This window comes from Bacillus sp. es.036 (assembly GCF_002563635.1).
Taxonomy (GTDB): Bacteria; Bacillota; Bacilli; order Bacillales; family Guptibacillaceae; genus Guptibacillus.
This window is the reverse complement of sequence record NZ_PDIZ01000001.1, coordinates 1619606-1637327: the sequence shown is the minus strand read 5'-3', so window position 1 is coordinate 1637327 and position 17722 is coordinate 1619606. Positions and strand designations below refer to the sequence as shown.

The 17722-nt window shown below is 33.9% G+C and carries 22 protein-coding genes and 1 pseudogene; 19 read left to right on the top strand and 4 right to left on the bottom strand.

Going from position 1 to position 17722, the window contains the following annotated elements:
* The first annotated feature begins 55 nt into the window (after positions 1-55).
* The 7 genes from ATG70_RS08345 to ATG70_RS08315 all read left to right on the top strand — a co-directional run bounded on the left by ATG70_RS08345 (position 56) and on the right by ATG70_RS08315 (position 5220).
* Positions 56-595, top strand: a complete 540-nt coding sequence (locus ATG70_RS08345; RefSeq protein WP_098443866.1) for a sigma-70 family RNA polymerase sigma factor — start codon at positions 56-58, stop codon at positions 593-595.
* Positions 595-1011 (top strand): PadR family transcriptional regulator, encoded by a 417-nt coding sequence (locus tag ATG70_RS08340; RefSeq protein WP_098443865.1) that lies wholly within the window; start codon positions 595-597, stop codon positions 1009-1011. Before ATG70_RS08345 ends, ATG70_RS08340 begins: the two co-directional genes overlap by 1 nt.
* Complete coding sequence (locus ATG70_RS08335) at positions 1008-2282, top strand: FtsW/RodA/SpoVE family cell cycle protein (protein WP_098443864.1); 1275 nt, start codon at positions 1008-1010, stop codon at positions 2280-2282. The genes ATG70_RS08340 and ATG70_RS08335 overlap by 4 nt, the downstream gene beginning before the upstream one ends.
* Positions 2283-2493: 211 nt before the next feature.
* Positions 2494-2691: a hypothetical protein gene (locus ATG70_RS08330; protein ID WP_098443863.1), complete on the top strand. Its 198-nt coding sequence runs from the start codon at positions 2494-2496 to the stop codon at positions 2689-2691.
* Positions 2692-3365: 674 nt separating this feature from the next.
* Entirely contained in the window at positions 3366-3845 is a 480-nt protein-coding gene (locus ATG70_RS08325; protein ID WP_098443862.1) for a VOC family protein, read from the top strand.
* A complete protein-coding gene (locus ATG70_RS08320) occupies positions 3842-4525 on the top strand; it encodes a VOC family protein (protein WP_098443861.1) in 684 nt (227 codons plus the stop codon). The genes ATG70_RS08325 and ATG70_RS08320 overlap by 4 nt, the downstream gene beginning before the upstream one ends.
* Positions 4526-4755: 230 nt before the next feature.
* Positions 4756-5220 (top strand): GNAT family N-acetyltransferase, encoded by a 465-nt coding sequence (locus ATG70_RS08315; RefSeq protein WP_098443860.1) that lies wholly within the window; start codon positions 4756-4758, stop codon positions 5218-5220.
* A 155-nt stretch (positions 5221-5375) separates the two neighbouring features.
* Here the strand turns inward: ATG70_RS08315 and ATG70_RS08310 are convergent, their stop codons facing one another.
* A complete protein-coding gene (locus ATG70_RS08310) occupies positions 5376-5975 on the bottom strand; it encodes a zeta toxin family protein (RefSeq protein WP_257147646.1) in 600 nt (199 codons plus the stop codon).
* Positions 5972-6175, bottom strand: coding sequence for a hypothetical protein (locus ATG70_RS08305; RefSeq protein ID WP_098443859.1), 204 nt, complete (start codon positions 6173-6175; stop codon positions 5972-5974). Before ATG70_RS08305 ends, ATG70_RS08310 begins: the two co-directional genes overlap by 4 nt.
* Before the next feature lie 509 nt (positions 6176-6684).
* Between ATG70_RS08305 and ATG70_RS08295 the strand changes: the two genes are divergently transcribed.
* The 9 genes from ATG70_RS08295 (at position 6685) to ATG70_RS08250 (ending at position 12608) form a co-directional block, all read left to right on the top strand.
* Positions 6685-6870 carry a hypothetical protein gene (locus tag ATG70_RS08295; protein ID WP_098443857.1) on the top strand — a complete coding sequence of 62 codons (186 nt, stop codon included), beginning with the start codon at positions 6685-6687 and terminating at the stop codon, positions 6868-6870.
* A gap of 1450 nt (positions 6871-8320) precedes the next feature.
* Positions 8321-8965, top strand: coding sequence for a hypothetical protein (locus ATG70_RS08285; protein WP_257147770.1), 645 nt, complete (start codon positions 8321-8323; stop codon positions 8963-8965).
* A gap of 188 nt (positions 8966-9153) precedes the next feature.
* Entirely contained in the window at positions 9154-9402 is a 249-nt protein-coding gene (locus tag ATG70_RS08280) for a hypothetical protein (protein WP_098443854.1), read from the top strand.
* A 551-nt stretch (positions 9403-9953) separates the two neighbouring features.
* Entirely contained in the window at positions 9954-10286 is a 333-nt protein-coding gene (locus tag ATG70_RS08275) for a hypothetical protein (RefSeq protein WP_098443853.1), read from the top strand.
* Positions 10287-10759: 473 nt separating this feature from the next.
* The gene (locus tag ATG70_RS08265; protein ID WP_098443851.1) at positions 10760-10951 is read left to right on the top strand and encodes a hypothetical protein; all 192 of its coding nucleotides are present in this window, start codon (positions 10760-10762) and stop codon (positions 10949-10951) included.
* Positions 10952-11170: 219 nt separating this feature from the next.
* On the top strand, positions 11171-11470 hold the full coding sequence (locus ATG70_RS08260; protein WP_098443850.1) for a hypothetical protein: 300 nt from the start codon (positions 11171-11173) through the stop codon (positions 11468-11470).
* 172 nt (positions 11471-11642) lie between these two features.
* Positions 11643-11801 carry a hypothetical protein gene (locus ATG70_RS22455; protein ID WP_179886223.1) on the top strand — a complete coding sequence of 53 codons (159 nt, stop codon included), beginning with the start codon at positions 11643-11645 and terminating at the stop codon, positions 11799-11801.
* A gap of 174 nt (positions 11802-11975) precedes the next feature.
* Positions 11976-12212, top strand: a complete 237-nt coding sequence (locus ATG70_RS08255) for a DUF3953 domain-containing protein (RefSeq protein WP_098443849.1) — start codon at positions 11976-11978, stop codon at positions 12210-12212.
* Positions 12213-12377: 165 nt separating this feature from the next.
* On the top strand, positions 12378-12608 hold the full coding sequence (locus ATG70_RS08250; RefSeq protein ID WP_098443848.1) for a hypothetical protein: 231 nt from the start codon (positions 12378-12380) through the stop codon (positions 12606-12608).
* A 559-nt stretch (positions 12609-13167) separates the two neighbouring features.
* Here ATG70_RS08250 and ATG70_RS08245 read toward each other — a convergent pair.
* Complete coding sequence (locus ATG70_RS08245) at positions 13168-13617, bottom strand: DUF1569 domain-containing protein (protein WP_098443847.1); 450 nt, start codon at positions 13615-13617, stop codon at positions 13168-13170.
* Positions 13618-13884: 267 nt separating this feature from the next.
* On the opposite strand from ATG70_RS08245, the gene ATG70_RS08240 reads away from it, so the two are divergent.
* Entirely contained in the window at positions 13885-14331 is a 447-nt protein-coding gene (locus ATG70_RS08240; RefSeq protein ID WP_098443846.1) for a hypothetical protein, read from the top strand.
* A gap of 123 nt (positions 14332-14454) precedes the next feature.
* On the opposite strand, the gene ATG70_RS08235 is transcribed toward ATG70_RS08240, so the two are convergent.
* Entirely contained in the window at positions 14455-14850 is a 396-nt protein-coding gene (locus ATG70_RS08235) for a hypothetical protein (protein WP_098443845.1), read from the bottom strand.
* 360 nt (positions 14851-15210) lie between these two features.
* Between ATG70_RS08235 and ATG70_RS08230 the strand changes: the two genes are divergently transcribed.
* Both ATG70_RS08230 and ATG70_RS08225 read left to right on the top strand, forming a co-directional pair.
* The gene (locus ATG70_RS08230; protein WP_098443844.1) at positions 15211-15990 is read left to right on the top strand and encodes an alpha/beta fold hydrolase; all 780 of its coding nucleotides are present in this window, start codon (positions 15211-15213) and stop codon (positions 15988-15990) included.
* A gap of 314 nt (positions 15991-16304) precedes the next feature.
* A pseudogene (locus ATG70_RS08225) lies at positions 16305-17564 on the top strand (LVIVD repeat-containing protein); the annotation flags it as partial.
* Between the last annotated feature and the right edge of the window lie 158 nt (positions 17565-17722).

Sequence of the window (17722 nt, the reverse complement as noted above, 5' to 3'; positions counted from 1 at the left end):
TATTTTTCAAAAACTTTCAAGTCGGTACATCGTCTAATGTAAGGGAGGGTGAAAAGTGGAAGAGTACATTGAAAATATAGTTGATACGGCTGATAAAAATAATTTAATAGACGAGATGATGAGAAACTTTGGAGAAGAAATTCTCTATCTGATGTATTCCTATGTAAAAGACAAGGCAATAGCCGAAGATTTGACTCAAGAGGTCTTTGTGAAATGCTATAAGAATTTACATACCTACAAACAACATTCGAAAATGAAGACCTGGGTTTGGAGAATTGCCATAAATCATTGCAAAGACTATCTTAAGAGCTGGTACAAAAGAAAAGTGATTCCTTCTGAAGTTGAAGTTGCTCTTACTCCAGCACAAGAATCTGGTGTGGAAGATTCAGTTATTCGACAGGAAGAAGACGAAGAGCTGGTCATAGCTGTCATGGATCTCCCAATTCATTATAGAGAGGTCATTTATCTCTTTTATTTTGAAGAGATGTCGATTAAAGAAATAAGTAGCGTGACAGATCAAAATAGTAACACGGTTAAAACGAGATTGAAACGAGCTAAGCAATTGCTTAAGGAACAATTAGGAGGAATGATCTGATGGAGGAAAGGCTAAAGAACTTGAAGAAATCGATGAAAACAACATGCTTTAGTCAATTGGAATTCACAGAGGATGATAGGAATCAAATACACAAAAAGATAGAGAAAGAAGTGGAAGATGATGAAATGATCCTTCTCGCAGTATTACAGCTGCTTCTGGAAGAGAAAACGGGTCATGACGTGGCGAAACAATTGCGTAGCAGAGGAATTTTGAAGTTTGAAGATGAGGAAGGACTATTATATACAGTTCTACATGCTCTTGAACAAAAAAACTACTTAATCGTAAGGTGGCGTAGCGATTACTCAAAAATGTATAAACTAACGAGTAAGGGTAGAAAAGTATTAAAGAAAATGGAAAACAAAAGAGTGAGAGGCGTTCTTAAGCTTAGTAATTTGACTGGAAACTATGAATTATGAGTGACAAAAAGTATGATTTCTTAGACCAAGTACAAGAACAAATAAAAGCTATAGAAGCGAAAGAAATGATTTCCCATGAACTTAATCATCATATAAATAGTGAGAAAAAAAGACTAGTTCAAACAGGGGTAGAGGAAGAAGAAGCTGAAAGAGTAGCTATTAAGCAAATGGGGAGCCCAGTTCAGCTTGGCCAACGTCTAAATAAACTTCATCGTCCAAAAACAGACTGGTGGCTTATTAGTTTGCTAGTCGTTACGATTGGATTGAGTTTTTTGCCTTTGATGTTTTGGAATTTAGACTTAAATTACTATTTTGAAAGGAAAATCATTTTTTCTGTTATTAGTGTAATGATAATAACTGGGCTTATGTTTTTTGATTATCGAAAATTATATAAGTGGAGATGGTTTTTTTATCTCATGGGTCTATTTGTTTTAGCTCTTTTAGTCCTGTTTCCAACAACATATACGAATGGCATTCCAGTATTACGAGTAGGTCCATTCGGGATTGACAGTACACAAACGCTTTTACTTTTTTACGTAGGATTTTCAGCTTTATTCATAAGTAGCAAGGTATCCTATTGGAAGTTTCTTCTTTTATGTTCTGTGCCAATCTTCTTTTTTTTAATTGTCCTCGACCCTAATTCAATCTTCGTCTTTAGCGCCATGACAGTTGTTCTGCTTTGGTTTAGTGACGTAAGAAAAAAAAGAATATTGTTGTTAGCGGTAAGTAGTCTAGCTGTCATGTTCTCAGCAGGATATTTATTGTGGGGAAATCTAGATGATTATCAGAAAGATAGAATCTTGGGTTATTTAAATCCAACCGAATATGCAGATTCTAGTGGTTATATGTACTTACAGGCGAAGGAATTATTAAAGGCTGCCGGTTGGTTCGGTCAACGTGGGGAACAAGTTTTTATACCAACAGGCCACACTGATTTTGTTTTTCTAAGCCTTACCTATCACTTCGGCTGGATGTTAGGAATCATTCTATTTTTAGTTCTAGCTATGTTGATGACTCGAATGATCTACGTCACCTTTAAAATAAATGATTCATTTGGAAAGATGCTTGTTGTAGGAGGTCTAAGCTTATTCTCGGTTCAGTTTCTCTACTCGATTGCTATGACCCTTGGTCTTCTTCCGATAATAGGGATTTCGTTACCTTTTATCAGTTATGGATTAACGCCAACAATAATGAACTCCATAGTCTTTGGCAACGTGCTCAGTGTGTACAGGAGAAAAAACATAGTGTTTAAACAAAGTATTACAAGATAGCTTAGACTAATATGGATCTTTTTTAAAGAGTAATCAAATTAATAGGATGAAACAGCTTGTTCCATTATCTCGGAGCTTATCTGTAATAAGATAGGCTCTTTTTAGTGAAAAAGATGGATTTATTAGCTCTGATTTGAAATAATTGGTATTAAGCATTTTGATTAAAATTAGATGCTAATCGAACTACTTTATGCTCTAGGAGGATTATTATTTGAATACCAAAAAACTTGATTTGATCATCTTATTAACCCTGACCGTTGCAGTTCCGGTATGTACAATTCTACCGTACCTTGGAATAGTTCCGGACCTTTTACTATTCATCATCTTGCCAGTAGGAATTATCTTTTGCCTCATAGGGGTAATGGCTTCTGTTCTAAGGATACAAACCAGTGGTTGGAAACAATCATAACAAATATTAATGTTCCATAATCTCGGAGCGATTCTTTAACAAAGAATTGGCTCTCTTTTTTTGTTTAGAGTATTTATATAGAAGGATCAGTTATCAGATAATAGACAGGTTGAAACAAAGTAGGACCTTCTTTCGTAAATGTATTGGAAACGAAATGAAAATATTGAAGTCTGTGTATCAAATCTTAGTGTGAAAAATAGAGGTGGTGAAAGTGTTAAGTTATTTTAAGTTCTTCTTATTCATGATTGTTGGCCTATCAATATGGAATGTGTTGTTCTTATCACATAAGCAGACAGTTGTAAGTATAATTGGCATCTCTTTTTTTGCAACATTTTTTAAATGGTTATATGAGTGGGCTTTTGAAAAATCTTAAAATCAAGATCTTTCTAATCATCATATAGTGGAGCTTATGAAAATGGTTCGAGGTTTGAAAGAAAACTTATTTTAAGTATCGAAGATATCTTGAAGTCTAGTCTTCCATTTAATCGGAGCTTATCTTTAATAAGATAGGCTCTTTTAAATGCTGGAATTTTAAACTCTAGTAAGATTATCTGGCTCATGTATAAGTCTCCTTCTAAAGTTGTAGCTTATTTAATGCTCGCAGCCGAGGCGTCATATTAAATTCCTATATACACTTAATTCATAGAAAATATGAAAAGAGGAAGTGGATAAATATGATTGAAGGACTTTACGAAGCTCATTTACCAGTTAAAGATCTAAGATGTTCTATTCAATTTTATCAAAGCTTGGGGTTAGAGCTTGCTTGGGAAGGAGATGGAATTGCTTTTATCTGGATTGAGAGGCATAAAAGTTGGCTAGGGCTCTGGGAAGGAGAAGAATATTTAACCGCATACCACCCATCACTAAGACATGTGGCTTTTAGAATTCCATTTGAAGAGATGAAGAACTCTGTGAATTGGTTGCATAGTAAAGGAATAGAAGCTGTACCTTTCGGAAACAGGGCATCAGTGCAGCCATTTGTAAGGCCTAATCAGGGGAATGCTTCTGTCTATTTTAAAGATCCAGATGGAAACAGTTTGGAGTTCATGAGTTTTGTTTCTGTTCCGGACGAACTCAAACAAGAAAGTGGGAAATTTGAAATGACAAAGTGGATGGAAATAGTACGCCTAAGAGGAGAAGAGAATACCTTGTGAGGATAAGGCGGCTTACTTTAAAAACAAAACATCTTGATAAAATGAAAATTTTTTATACAGAAACTTTAGGTATGCCATTAACAAAAGAATGCCAAGAAAGTTTTCAGGTATCAATTGGTTCAAGTCAATTGAAATTCACATCAAGAAATGTAAAAGGCGATCCTTATTACCACTTTGCTTTCAATATCCCTTCAAATAAATTTAAAGAGGCTAAAGCGTGGCTAGAAGGTAAAGTTAAACTTAATGAAGAAGAAGGAAAAGATGAGGCGGATTTCCCAAACCTTCCTGGCCATTCACTATACTTTTATGACCCTTCTGAAAATGTAGTTGAGTTTATCTCCAGACATTCTATAACCAAAGCTAGTGATGAACCATTTTCACAAAGTAGCATTCTAAGTATTAGTGAAATTAGCCTTACTGTGGATGATGCAATAAAAACTGGAAGACAATTAATGTACCTTGGGATTAACGAGCGTGATAACAAACAAATAAGCGACGAATCACTTAATTTTATGGGGAATCGTGCAATTGGCGTCTTTATTTTGTTAGTTCAACCAGGTAGAAGATGGATATTTTCTGATAAGGTTTCTGCTATTTATCCAATTGATCTAGAGGTAAATACGAATGATCAAATAGTAGTAAATGAGAACCATGCAGTAACAATTAATTCCACTAGCTAATAGATTTTAGGTGGTTATTCAAGTATCTCGGAGCTTTAATAGATCAATAATTACAAAGTCCATAAAGGAGGAATGAAGATGATTCGAGGCTTTCGGTGTGTGCCATGGTCATGGGTGAACAGATTGTTTATTCATGATTAACTTAAAACTTAATCATTTAAAAATTGATCTGTTTTCTACTCAACTACTATGTAAACAAAGAATGCAGCCCTATAGAATGGAGAGATAACATGATTAAGTTAAGTAAGGTTAATGAAGTGGAATTCAAGGAGTATTTGGATTTTATGATTCCTGATCATGCTAATGAAATTACAAAAAACTTCAATTTAACAATTGAGCAGGCTTTAGAGGAATCAGAAATGATGATCAACGACATGTTTAAGGATGGCTTAGCCACTGAGGGACAATGTCTCTATAATATTATGAAAGCTAACTCAAATGAAAAAGTGGGGCTTCTTTGGTACAGTGTCATTCCAGAAATTAATTCTGCCTACTTGTATCACATTTTAATTGATGAACATCATAGAGGAAAAGGATTTGGAACTAAGACTATTGAGATGCTACAAGACAAGCTTAGAGTACTTGGTGTGAATTCAATAGGGTTAAGTGTGTTTGGGAAGAATGATGGAGCTTATAGATTGTACAAGAAAATGGGATATTCAAATACGAGAATATCAATGGAGAAAACTCTTTAAGACCTAATTAATTTAGAGTAAGCCATCTGTTATGAAAGTTCTTTTGTCATGAGAAAGATCTTGATTTATTCCATAAAATCGGAGCGATTGTTTAGTTTGTGTTCATTCCTTAGTTACATTAAAAAGCTTCTTCTATGAACCAATAGAAGAAGCTTTCACCTTAGAGTATTAAATTTCTGTTTTATAGGGTCTGCCCATTCAGGTATCTCATCAGTTTCGAAGGTTAATTGGTTATTAGATATTTCTAAAATCAATTCTCCATCTGATTTGCTGTTATCGATAACGACGAGGTTGTTAATGAGTGACAAGTGTTGAAGTAGGTTTTCTTTGGAAGTGATATCTCTTTTCAGGATGTCCTTTGTTGGGATATGATGGCCACCATTCCTCACTCGTAATGCGACTCGCTCAATGTTTTGCGTGACGTGGCTTAATCCAACATAAAACATTGTAATTTCAAATCCTTTTTCCTTGGCTTTGGTCATTTGGTGAATCGCATTTTTTCCAGCGAGCGTCGTTTCAATTGAAAAACTCTTTTCTTCTTCAATGCACTCGTAAATCAGTCTTACGGCTGCTTTACCTGCTGCTAATTGTTTCGTCTCAGGTGATTGTGGATCCAATCTACGCGCAATGGAATCAGGATCAATATTAATGTCTATGCCTAACTTATCAATTAGAAGGTTACGTAGCGTGCTTTTTCCACTCCCATTGTTACCAGCAAAAACATACATCATAGGAGGGAGCTTTGGCTTTGTCATTCAATATCACCATCTGGTTTTTGGTCAAACTTTACAACGGTTCCATCAGGATACTCTTTCACAAGGCCATTTTCTGTATCATAAACGATATAGGTGTTATTTACCTTGGCATCAATTTTTGCACGATCACCAGTCATTTTTGCCCATTTACCCACCCAAGCAAACTTTCTTCCTTGTGATTCACTTTCACGTTCTAACACATAAACCACCACCTTTATTTTGTAATTTAATTATATCAGATGAAATGAATATTTTCATAAGGCTCCACAATAGCTGACTACTGAGGTGCCAGAAATGGAACGACAATCACTTGAGGAAGAAATGTCTTTGAAATAACAGTTATTAAACAATCTCGGAGCATTTACAGAATAAAAAGTCTGCTCTTTATGTAGATTGACTTTCAGATTTAGGACTGGAGTGAATGAATTGAGGGATTTAAATGAGTTATCTAAAAAGAGGAGATATCAGCAAGGGTTTGCAGTTATTTATTTAGTTATCGCAATAATTTTGGCAACGGTATTATTTGATGATTATAACGTATTCATAGTGGGTGGGGTCACTATTTTGTTATATCTATTGCTTCGTTTTCTCGTAGGAGTATATGTAGATAAGAAAGTGGAGTGAATACATTATTCTACAATCTCGGAGCGCTGGTTCAATATTATGATACATAATTTTAGGGATTTATATATAAGAAGGAGATCTTCTAATGAATAAACGAATTAAAGAGGGTATTATCTCTGCACTCGTTTTTGCAGTCGTTGCTATTCTCTTTGGATATTTCAAATACGGAGAAATAAAATGGACAGTCGTAATAGGACTAATGATAGGCGGTTTTATTTCTTGGTACTTTATTATTCCTAAGATAAGTAAGCAAGGGGATGGAGAAAAATAGTGAATATATCTCGTTTTCGAGTCTTCCGCAAACTCGGAGCGTATGCTTAATATTGGTAAGCGCTTATATGAAACTTAAATAGCATTGCTACGTAAGTATAGAGAGTGAATTTAGAGGAAACTGTTTTGATTTTTAATAATCCAGATTTACATATTTAGGGGGAATAGTGATAGAAACACTTTTTGGAATCCTAATAGCAGTGGTGATTATTGGTATATCTCTTGCAATAGCAACGTGGGGGTTAATACAGTTAGTAAAAGCAATGAAGAGATTATAAGTTGGAGTAAGAACTAAGATGAATAGAATAGGAGACTGATTGTCTTTAAAAAGGAGCATATCTGGAAGAGGGATGGTCATCTGATGAAATCAAAAGTTTTTTTAAGAATATTGGATGGAGGCTTTAAATTGTATAGATTACTATTAATAATTTCTTATTTATTATTCTTGATTCCCGTTTTATTCATCGCTAATTTTTTCTTGGATTTTATTACGCTCAACAAGCTGCAAGGATTGCCAATATTCTTTCCATTACTATTTTGCACAATAGGGCTCCTTTTCGCGGCGAAGGCTTTGGGTTATAAAAAGAGTGTTTTTTCAATAGCTGCAATAGTAGGAAACGGCGTCTTAATAATGTTCCCATTTTTTTATCTCTTCCTTGGCACTCTGATATTTGGCACTTGAATAAATGTGACTTTAATATAGACTTTGTTACGAAGGCTAGTAGGTAGTAATTCAATCTTCCGTTAAATCGGAGCAATAATAAAAATCACAACGTAATAATTCGAGGTGAGTAAGATTTTATATTATTTTAGGTTCTTCTTATTCATGATCGTTGGTATTTCATTATGGAAAGTGTTGTTTTCATCTTTTAACGAATCCATTTTAGATATAATAGTTTTCTCTATTTGTGCAACATTTTTCAAATGGTTAATTGAAGTGACATGGGTAAGTAAACGAGGTAATACGGATTAATCTTAAAGTCAAATCTTCGTTAATATCGGAGTGTTTGCTTAACAATAAGTAAGCGCTCCATGTAGGTTTAGGGTTGGAGTGTTAATTAAAGGAAGTGTAAAATGTTCAAATCACACGTAACAAATAGAATAATAAGGTTAATAGTTTTTTGGATAGGAGTATCTTTTTTATTGCTTAAAAGTAATAGTATCAATAGTTCACTGTTATCACTAATATTTATAGCCTTGCTTGGGATTTCATTTACAGTGTATCAATTAACAATAATTATAACTTTAAGAAAAGCGAGTCGAAATTAGTTATTAATTCATAGAGAAGCGATTGTTCTATTATCTCGGAGCTTATCTGCAATAAAGATAGGCTTCTTTTTATTAGAGAAAACGATTGAGTTATCTTCAGTGGTTTGAAATAATTGGTATTAATGGATTGTACAGAAAATTGAAATGCATATCAGCGTTTGTGACATGCAATAAATTTGGGAGTGTTTGTTTTGACTGTAGTAGGTATCTTAGGAATGACACATGATGAAGAAATGCAAAAAAAGTATAATTATCCCTTATCACTGGTAAAGGAGTTAATTACAGAATTTAAACCTGATGTGATTTGTGGTGAAGTACATCCGAGTAGTTGGGAACTCTATCTAGATGAAGGGGAACCTTTTGGAATTTTAGGAGAAACACAAAATGAATATCCTGATTTAATATATCCATTATGCGAAGAGAGGGGCATTGAATTTGTCCCGATAAATTGGTTCGAAGAGGATGTATTTGAAGAAGAACCGTTTGATAAATACAATTATGAAACTAGGCAAAGGTTAGAGCTAGAATTAAGACAGTGGCAAGATAAGCAACTTTCAACTTGGGAGATTGGTAACATCCCTCTAAACTCATATGATTACGACACTATAACCAAAGATATGTATAATTGGTTACAAACTATTAACCCTGATGTTCAAGACATTGTGTGGAATTCTAGACATTATATTATGCTTTCTAGGGTGAAGAATACAATTGAGATGTATCCTGATAAGAGAATTCTTTGTATTCATGGTGCTGATCATAATTACTGGTATTACCAATCATTAAAGAAAGTTAATAATATAGATTTAGTGTATCCTTTAAGATGATTTAAGTATCTTTAGAATGCTAAAGTACTAATTTATCTTGAAACTAAGTCTTCTAGAATATCGGAGCTTTAATCTAGAAAGGACTATGCTCTTTTCTTTTAAGTTAATTACGGGCAGCATTAATGGAATAAGCCTGAATTCCCGTCTAATAACCTATTTGCTCTTCAAGAAAGTTAGGAGGGATAAATGTGGAGCTTTTAAAAATAGTAAATTATATACTCGCTATTATTGGAATTGGGGTGGGTATTACACATTTTTTTATTAAAGCCATTGAATTACCCATATCTATAATTTTTTCATTTTTAATAGTGTTTTTTCTGCTGACAGGAATTGAAAAAGTAAAGAATAGTGAAGTTAAAAGTGGCTATTTTTATATAGGTACCGCTATTATTATGTCCCTAGCAGTTCTAGAAGAATTATACGTATCCTTAATATAATGAATGTTTCGTTCTTCCATTAAATCGGAGCGTTTACTTAATAAAAAGTAAGCTCTCAATGTAGGTTTAGGAGATGATTCTGGAATGTTGGTAGGAGAATTAAGTCATCTTACTCCTTTGTTACTGTATTAGAAAGAGACTATAAATAATTAATTTAAAGAGGTGATACTTTGAAGTCAGATAAGCCTTTACCTTTATCTTTATTACTTGTTTACTTATTTATAGTAATATCTACTTTTTTCGTATATTTCACAGTATCAAACCCTTATTTTAAGTCCTTTCTAATTATCGCTTTATTGGCATTAAGTACCGCATACAAATGGAAATATTTCCGAAAGAAAGAAAAATAGAATTGAGAGCAGCTTTTTTCAATTTCAGTGGAGTTACTATTAGTGCATACAATAGATACTACGAGTCTTAAGCAATCTCGGAGCTTATCTGTAATAAGATAGGCTCCTTTTAGTTGAAATAAAAGATTGAGTTATGCTCATCGGTTTGAAATAATTGGAATTAGAGTGCGGGACTACGAATGAAAATGATGGAGGATTTCTATGTATACATACAATTCGTTTGAAATTGCAGGTGTATTCACTTTATTGAGACCCATTTTTGTAACATTTATTGTAGCTAATTTCTTTCTGTTGTTAATCATCACTGTACCTCAACTAAAGATAAAAGCTGAGAGTTTATCAGTTATTGGACTATCAATCGTTTCAGTGATTGCATCTAGTCAATTACTATACTATGATGCAATAATTGTTGATGAACTAGGTTTAGGTGGCGATGAAATGACTACTTATATGTTCTTGATCATTTTAATTTTTAGTATTATTAATCCAATCATCTTTTTTTTACTTAGTAAAAAAGGAAAAATAATCAGTTGATATTCAACAATCTCGGAGCAATTCTGTAGTAAACATAATAATAGGTTCGGGGGAATAATTTTGAGATTTTTTATAGTTATTCCACTTATTTTGATTGGTGGTTTTTTAGTCGGGTTGAAAATTAATGACTTAGGCAACTTAGGTAATATCATTATGAATATAGTAGGGCTAGGCTGCCTATTCATTGCTATTTTAATTGGACGAAATAAAAAAAGAAAACAACGATCAACTTAGATGATCACTTACTTTGAAGGAAGGTGAAAGATTGAGAAATAAACAAGTTTTGTTTTGGGGGATAATAGCTATCATCTTAGTAGTGATATGGCTTCTTTTAAAGTAGTATATATAATATACTTTTATTTGAAAATATGTAGAAATCAAGTCTTCCATAATCTCGGAGCGAATGTTGAGTAAGGTGTCTTTGCAGCTATTTCATTATTTAAGAGCAACCCAGGAATAAAGGGAGGTTATCATTGAAAATGGAAGTTGCAAAAAAGAAGAAAAACCAAAAAATAGCTGGTGCAATACTATTGGTGATAGTAATAGTTTTGTCCCCATTTTTGCATGATCATTTTAATCCATTAACTTTATTAATAACTACGATTATTATATATGCTATTGTCATGTTCATTGTTGGACTGTTATCAAAAGAAGAAAAGTCTTAACCTTAAGACAGAAGGATCGTTTTTTACCATCTTCCAGTATCTCGGAGCTTATCTGTAATTAGATAGGCTCCTTTTGATGTGAAATGAAAGATTGAGTTATTCATACTGATTTGAAATAATTGGTATTGAAGACTCGGTGAGTGTTCAAGAGTAATCAAGGTAAAAAAGGAAAATCAAGAGTAACTCATAAATGCACTAACAAGGGAGGGGAGCCAAAGTATGGATCAATTATATATGTCATTAAAGAAAGCTGGTTTGATATTTAAGGACAATAGTGAGTATGGAAAAGTTGATTTTATTCTTCTTGAAACCTCGGAAGACGGAACGACAAATTCAGTTGATGTGATTACTTTCGAAACACTTTTCGGTGATGTTAAAACAAACCCAACTTATGAAGCTCTGTCAGGGTTGCATACCTTTAAGATTAAGGATAAGGAATATACAATGACAGCCACAGCCACTGAAATGGGCTATCAAAAGTATTTTGATCAATGGTTGGCGCAAGGGTTAATTAACTAATTATGTAGCAGCACATCTTCAATAATATCGGAGCGTTGATTTGAAAAGGATTACGTTCCTTTTTGTTTAATTTAATACTAGGACAGTATACTTCGAAAGGGTTTAATGCCCATTTAAATGGAATTTATTAAATAATGAAAAACAAATACCTTCAAGGGTGGGGAGATATAAGATGCAACAATGCAAAAGCTGTGGTGGAGATTCACTTGTAAAAGTACCAGAGTTTGAAAAAGAACTAACTGTCTGTTTGGATTGTGGGGAAGTAGTTTCAATACGGTTCGTAAATCCAAGTATATTAAAGAAATATATTAATCCAGATTATAAAAAATAAACATATGTTAAAGAAGCGAAATTTTATTTTCTTACTAAATAGAATTGAGAGATTAAAACTAGAGATTATTCAATTAAATCGTAGCGTTAATCTAGAGAGGTTTGCGCTCATTTTTACTGAATTACAGGGGACTTTAGTAAAGTACCTAATTTCATTATTGCGGGGGAAGTGCTGGTGAAAATAATTAGAATAATTTTGGCAACTATTGTAGTTTCTCTATCTATTTATGGTTTGATAACTGGAACAGCTGAAATTATATTGCCTTATTTAATGCTATCAATGGGTGGAATGTTTCTTGTTATGGGGGTTACTGAATTTCAAAAACGAAAACCAGTCGCTTTCACATCATTCCTTGTTGCTGGATTTAGTATTTTCGTTGGGATTTCTACTTTTTTAAGTAATCTAGCGTAAACCTGAGTAAGAATTTCCAGCAAAATATATCTGATTGCTTCGAATACGAGTCTTCAAGTAAATCTGAGCTAATGTTGGATAAAACATGAATATCAACTCTATTTCTCAATATTTTCGTTTAGATTTTTACAAGCTCTAGTTGAAACCCTTGAATGGAGTGATGAAATGACTAAAGATCAGTTCAAAGAGTTTCAAAATGGAATTCAAATTGGAGAAGAGTACAATTTCAAATATGGAAATAATGAATATTGGATTAGCCAAGATGAAGAGAGATTTTACTTAACAAAAGTAAAAGGCTCAGTTACTCAAGAGTTTAGTACAGCGACACAATTGTTCGAAGAGGGTAAAGTTGATGGAAGATTTATCTCTGATATTTATGAAGATATTGAGTGGTGAATTCGACAGAAATAAGTTTTATCTCATATTCAATTATCTCGGAGCTTATCTTTAATAAGATAGGCTCCTTTTAGCTGGAATTAAAGATTGAGTTATGCGGATTTTTTGAAACAATTTGTATTGTAAATTTTGGAAATTTAGTGAAACAATTTACATGCCCATCCGTAGAATGGATATAATCAAAAGGGAAAATTTGTAATGTGGGGGGTACGAAAGGTGAAAGTTGAAGTTCTTATATTTGTAATAAGCATACTGTTAATTCCTTGTTTTTTGTTTGAACTCTATAATGACATTAGTAATCAAACAGGAATTATATCACTAATCTCCTCAATTTTTATGTTGCTATTGTTAATTTTCTCTTCAAGTCTTATTGTAAGTCATTGGAAAGAGAAAAAAGAGACGACAAAGTAATTCTAAAAGAAAATAAAAAGTTATTAAGCAATCTCGGAGCGATTCTTCAATAGAGTCCTAGCTCTTTTTTATATAAGCACAAGGAATATCAGGGCTATTGACAAAGCAGGTTAGTTTAAGATGGTACGGTATATTTAAACTCCTGCCACTAAACTCCAAATTGTTTTAAATGGTGGTCAAGATGCTTGTAGATGCCTTTTCCCCATTGTTCGGAAGTAAGTTTTCCGAAAAAAGGATGTGGATGATCTGTACAAGACTCTGGTCCATTCTTTTGAAATGTTATTATTTTTTGTTTTAGTTTTTCTCTTTCAACTTCAAAATCTCTTTTAGATGTAATTAAAATGGTTGGAGTAGTCGGCATATTTTGGTCTAAAGGTTTGTCATTATAAAAGATGGGTTTTGCAAATCTACCTACTAATAATCCTAACAAACCTCTTTTAGGGAAAGAATCTCCCATTGCGATATCTTGGAAAGATGTGCAATGAGCTAACATTTGAGAAACATCCATTTCACCCCATTTTGCTTGTGAATTTACATTTAAGTTTTCGATACGATTTAATATTTCATCTGTATGCTTGATCTCGAAAATATTATTCATTAGAATCCTCCTTTAGTTTTTTAAACTAAAAAATCCCATTAATTATTATAGAGTTCACCGTCACCGTTGTTAATCCTTTAGTCTAACTGGTGCTTTAGTTTAAAATCTACTTCAAGATCTATCTCGGTATCAAGTCTTCCAGATTATCGGGCAACTCAAGAATATGGAATTGAGTCCATTGTTCTGTTAAATCGGAGCGTTTGCGTAATAAATTGTAAGTCTATGTAGGCTTTAGGAAGGATTGTAGAATAACCAGGAGGACAAATAATGAAAAGAAATTTATTGATTATGATTATACTTATACTTATACTTTCAATATCTCTAAGCGCCTGTTCAACAAATGAATTAGAAAATGTTGAAAAAGTAGAAGCAAGCTTTTGGATAGGAAATGAAACACAATCAGAAGAAGTAGCGTTTAAAGAGAAAGAAGAAGTAGATGTATTCGTTGGTGCCACCAACAATGCAAAAGAACTTGATGATCAAAAGGTTATTAAAACCCCTTCAGTATTGACCTACGATCTTATTATTGCAGGAAGCAATAATAAAGGATTTCATTTATGGATTACTGAAGATGGAGAAGGATTTATTCAAAGTCTTTTACCAGAAGATAGCCTAACATACCAATTGGAAAAAGGGTCGGTAAAAGATGTAACAAATATTTTAAACAAACAAGTTAATCTTACGCTTCTACCAAACATCGAATTTGAAAAATAAATCAGTTTTGAGATATTCCATAATCTCGGAGTGATTCTGCAAGACCTATAAACCCTTATTGTTCTTATGCGTTTCCCAGGATAGAGATAAGGTAGAGAATATCCATCTAGGATGTTCTCTACCTTATTTTGAGACAGGCAATGGGACGTTTTTATACCATTTTAGCCATTTTTTAAGCAATAGAAGAAAATGATAATATAATATTGAGCAGCATAGAGTGATTAATATTACTGAAGGCATATCTATGGTTGTAAAATCGCCGCCTATACCAAACATAACAATCATTAAACAACCTGCTAAAATACCTGATATAAAGTAATAAAAGAGCTTCATAATATACATTCTTTGCTTGCTTTTTCTTTCTTCACTAAATCTATCAACAAAGAGCGAAACAGGAACTGCAACAAGGATAAAGATGGGTAAAAAAATAAATATACCAGATAAGAGGTCACCTACGATATACACTCCTGCAATAGTTGATGAAAGAAAAGCTGCTATCATCCTTAAAACAAATACCAAAGTGAATTAATCCTTTCTGCAAATACTTCGAGTTATTGTTAATTACATTGTATCAAAATATTGGAGCGAATTAGGACTTTTGTGAGTATAATATTCACTCTTCAGTTGAGCACCTTAGGAAGTTAGACAGGAGTGGGTTAGACGTTTACGATGGACTCTAGAAACTGATCTAATATAAATTCCTTATAAGCAATCTGGGAGCTTATCTCCAACAAGTAAACCTCTTATTTCAAAAGAGCAGGGGTGATGCAGAAAATAATGTTTATGTATTTCAATGTATGTGTAAGCAGTATAGTGATTGAAGCGTTGAAAGATATAGATAGATAAATTCATCCATTTTTTGAGGGGAAGGTGAGGTATATGAAAATAACCCATTCAAAAGACGGCACAACTTTGGCATATGATGTCTACGGTAATGGTCCAGCGCTCATTTACATAACAGGAGCAAGCTGTCATCGCTCATTTAAGCCCATAGTGCGAGATGCCAAAATATTTGCCTCTGAATTCACAGTTTACAATTACGACCGCCGTGGACGCGGCGATAGTGGTGACACACTCCCTTATTCTATAGAACGTGAAATCGAAGATATCGAAGCTATGATTGACGCGGCAGGAGGCAGGGCGCATTTGTATGGCCATTCTTCTGGTGCTGTGATCGCACTTGAAGCAGCACTTCGACTTGGCAACAAAGTGCAAAAAGTAACTATGTATGATACGCCATATGTAAGTGATGAGAAGGAAAGAAGCGAATACAAAAAATTAAGCCAAAAAATATACAAACTTCTCGATAACGAAAATAATTCAAAAGCAATGCTTACCTTTTTAAAGGGGATTGGGATGCCAAAAGTATTTGTTTTATTTTTACCGTTATTTCCTGGTTGGAAAACTACGAAAGCTCTAGCTCCAACCCTTGCTTATGATATTACTCTAACTCAGGATATGCCACCCCTTGAACGAGCTACTCAAATTTCTATACCTACACAAATAATCGTTGGCGAAAAAAGCCCGACCTCAATAAATAATGTTGGTCGAAAACTAACAAAGGCAATTCCAAACGCAAAGTTTGTACAACTTGCAAAGCAAGACCATATGGTTAACGGAAAAAAACTACTGCCCATACTTTCGAACTTTCTCAAGTAATAATGTCTTAACTACTACATTATTAAACATTATTGAAAAGAGTGGCTGGACTTGTATGGTTTAGAGTATATATGAATCGTTAAATCCTCAAACAATATTTCAGCTTTCTTTAATAGGAAAGGGTTTTTTATCGTTCAGATTTTAGAGCAACACATTTAAAGGGTTGGAGTTTATATTAAGGTGTAGAAAACTATCGGTTTAATAACGATAAGCTTTGCTTAATAAATAACAACAAAAAACAATGATAGGGACAAATTGAATAACACCTTCATTATCAGCCCCGTCATAAGAATAATAGGGCGATTTATAATAGTTTTGGAGCTCCGGTTCTTGAAGGAAGTAAAAACCTTAATTTCTTAAAAGAAGTGGCAGCACCAGAGATGGATATTGTTCGTGAAGACGATAAGCAAAATTCCTTTGCTGAGTTTACGCTCACAAAGGATATGCCTATGTAGGCACGCATGTGCAGAACAATGGTAATGGCGGAGTTCGGGTGTTTGATTTGAAAGAACCTGCAAATCCAGAAGAGGTAGCGGTATTTGCAAATAACGATATTCCAGAAACATGGCAGGAAAAAGTAATTGTGAAATCCATTAGCACTCCTGAGTTTAAAGGTGATCTTGCTGTCGTTTCCGTTCAACAGCTAAACAAAAACAATCCCGATTCCAAAGGTGGATTTCTTTTATATGACGTAACGAAGCCGGAAAACCCTAAAAAACTTGGCTTTTGGGAATTGACTAAAAAAACAAGAGGAACACATGAGTTATACTTAACAACCCAAGGTAATCGCGCAATAGTCGTAGCTGCAAACCCTTATGCTGATTATTACAGTGATGGAGAGGAAAAAGACTTTCAAATTGTTGATGTGACAGATCCAACGAACCCAGAGACACTCTGGCAGTTTGAGCCGAGAACACTTCCTGAGGTCAATGGCTATCACTGGAACTCACCGGATGGTAAAACCAGACCACTCTTTAACCACAGTACAATGGTAGATGAAACTGGCAAGTACGCATATGTCTCGATGTGGGATCTTGGCACAGTCATATTTGACATATCGAATCCAGAGGAACCTGAGTACCTTGGAAGAACTGATTTTGCATCTGATCAGCAGGGCTCCGCTCACTCCTCGACCCGTGCAAAAGGTGGGGCGATTTTAATTGAAACAAGAGAAGTCTATGACCCAGTTAAGGACGGGTATGAAAATGCATATGGTTATACACGTATTTTTGATATAAAAGATAAGAGTAATCCAAAACTTTTGAGTGAATTTAAAACAGATTTAACCTATGATATTCCAGAAGAAGACAATGTCACCTTTGCGAAAACAGTTCACGATCCAAAAGTCCATGGAAATATCCTTTATCTTTCTCACTATGCCGGAGGAGTTATAGCGGTAGACATTACGAATCCTTCTAAACCGACAGAAATTGCTCAATATAACCCAGAGCAATCAGATGTGTGGGGTGTGTTCGTGGATCGAAATTACATTCTAGCATCACATCGGTAGTGGATTAAAAGTGCTACAGAATAACGGGAATAAACAGAAAGATCAATCTGTTCCACAGTCCTAGCCTGGTGGGGTAGGTTTATGAACGTTTAGCGATTCGTTCTGATACTAATTCTATACTAATATAAAAAATTAGTAGAACTGTCTCGATGATTTATGGTGTTATAAAAAGAATGACATAAAAGTAAGTTTCCTTCATACAATGTACTTGGGGTGAAAAAT

Coding starts and splice junctions, on each gene's coding strand:
- ATG70_RS08310 (WP_257147646.1), bottom strand. CDS start 5,975: ATGACAAAGCCAAAGCTCCCTCCTATGATGTATGTTTTTGCTGGTAAC.
- ATG70_RS08325 (WP_098443862.1), top strand. CDS start 3,366: ATGATTGAAGGACTTTACGAAGCTCATTTACCAGTTAAAGATCTAAGA.
- ATG70_RS08245 (WP_098443847.1), bottom strand. CDS start 13,617: ATGAATAATATTTTCGAGATCAAGCATACAGATGAAATATTAAATCGT.
- ATG70_RS08275 (WP_098443853.1), top strand. CDS start 9,954: ATGTATACATACAATTCGTTTGAAATTGCAGGTGTATTCACTTTATTG.
- ATG70_RS08340 (WP_098443865.1), top strand. CDS start 595: ATGGAGGAAAGGCTAAAGAACTTGAAGAAATCGATGAAAACAACATGC.
- ATG70_RS22455 (WP_179886223.1), top strand. CDS start 11,643: ATGCAACAATGCAAAAGCTGTGGTGGAGATTCACTTGTAAAAGTACCA.
- ATG70_RS08335 (WP_098443864.1), top strand. CDS start 1,008: ATGAGTGACAAAAAGTATGATTTCTTAGACCAAGTACAAGAACAAATA.
- ATG70_RS08315 (WP_098443860.1), top strand. CDS start 4,756: ATGATTAAGTTAAGTAAGGTTAATGAAGTGGAATTCAAGGAGTATTTG.
- ATG70_RS08260 (WP_098443850.1), top strand. CDS start 11,171: ATGGATCAATTATATATGTCATTAAAGAAAGCTGGTTTGATATTTAAG.
- ATG70_RS08250 (WP_098443848.1), top strand. CDS start 12,378: ATGACTAAAGATCAGTTCAAAGAGTTTCAAAATGGAATTCAAATTGGA.
- ATG70_RS08295 (WP_098443857.1), top strand. CDS start 6,685: ATGAATAAACGAATTAAAGAGGGTATTATCTCTGCACTCGTTTTTGCA.
- ATG70_RS08230 (WP_098443844.1), top strand. CDS start 15,211: ATGAAAATAACCCATTCAAAAGACGGCACAACTTTGGCATATGATGTC.
- ATG70_RS08240 (WP_098443846.1), top strand. CDS start 13,885: ATGAAAAGAAATTTATTGATTATGATTATACTTATACTTATACTTTCA.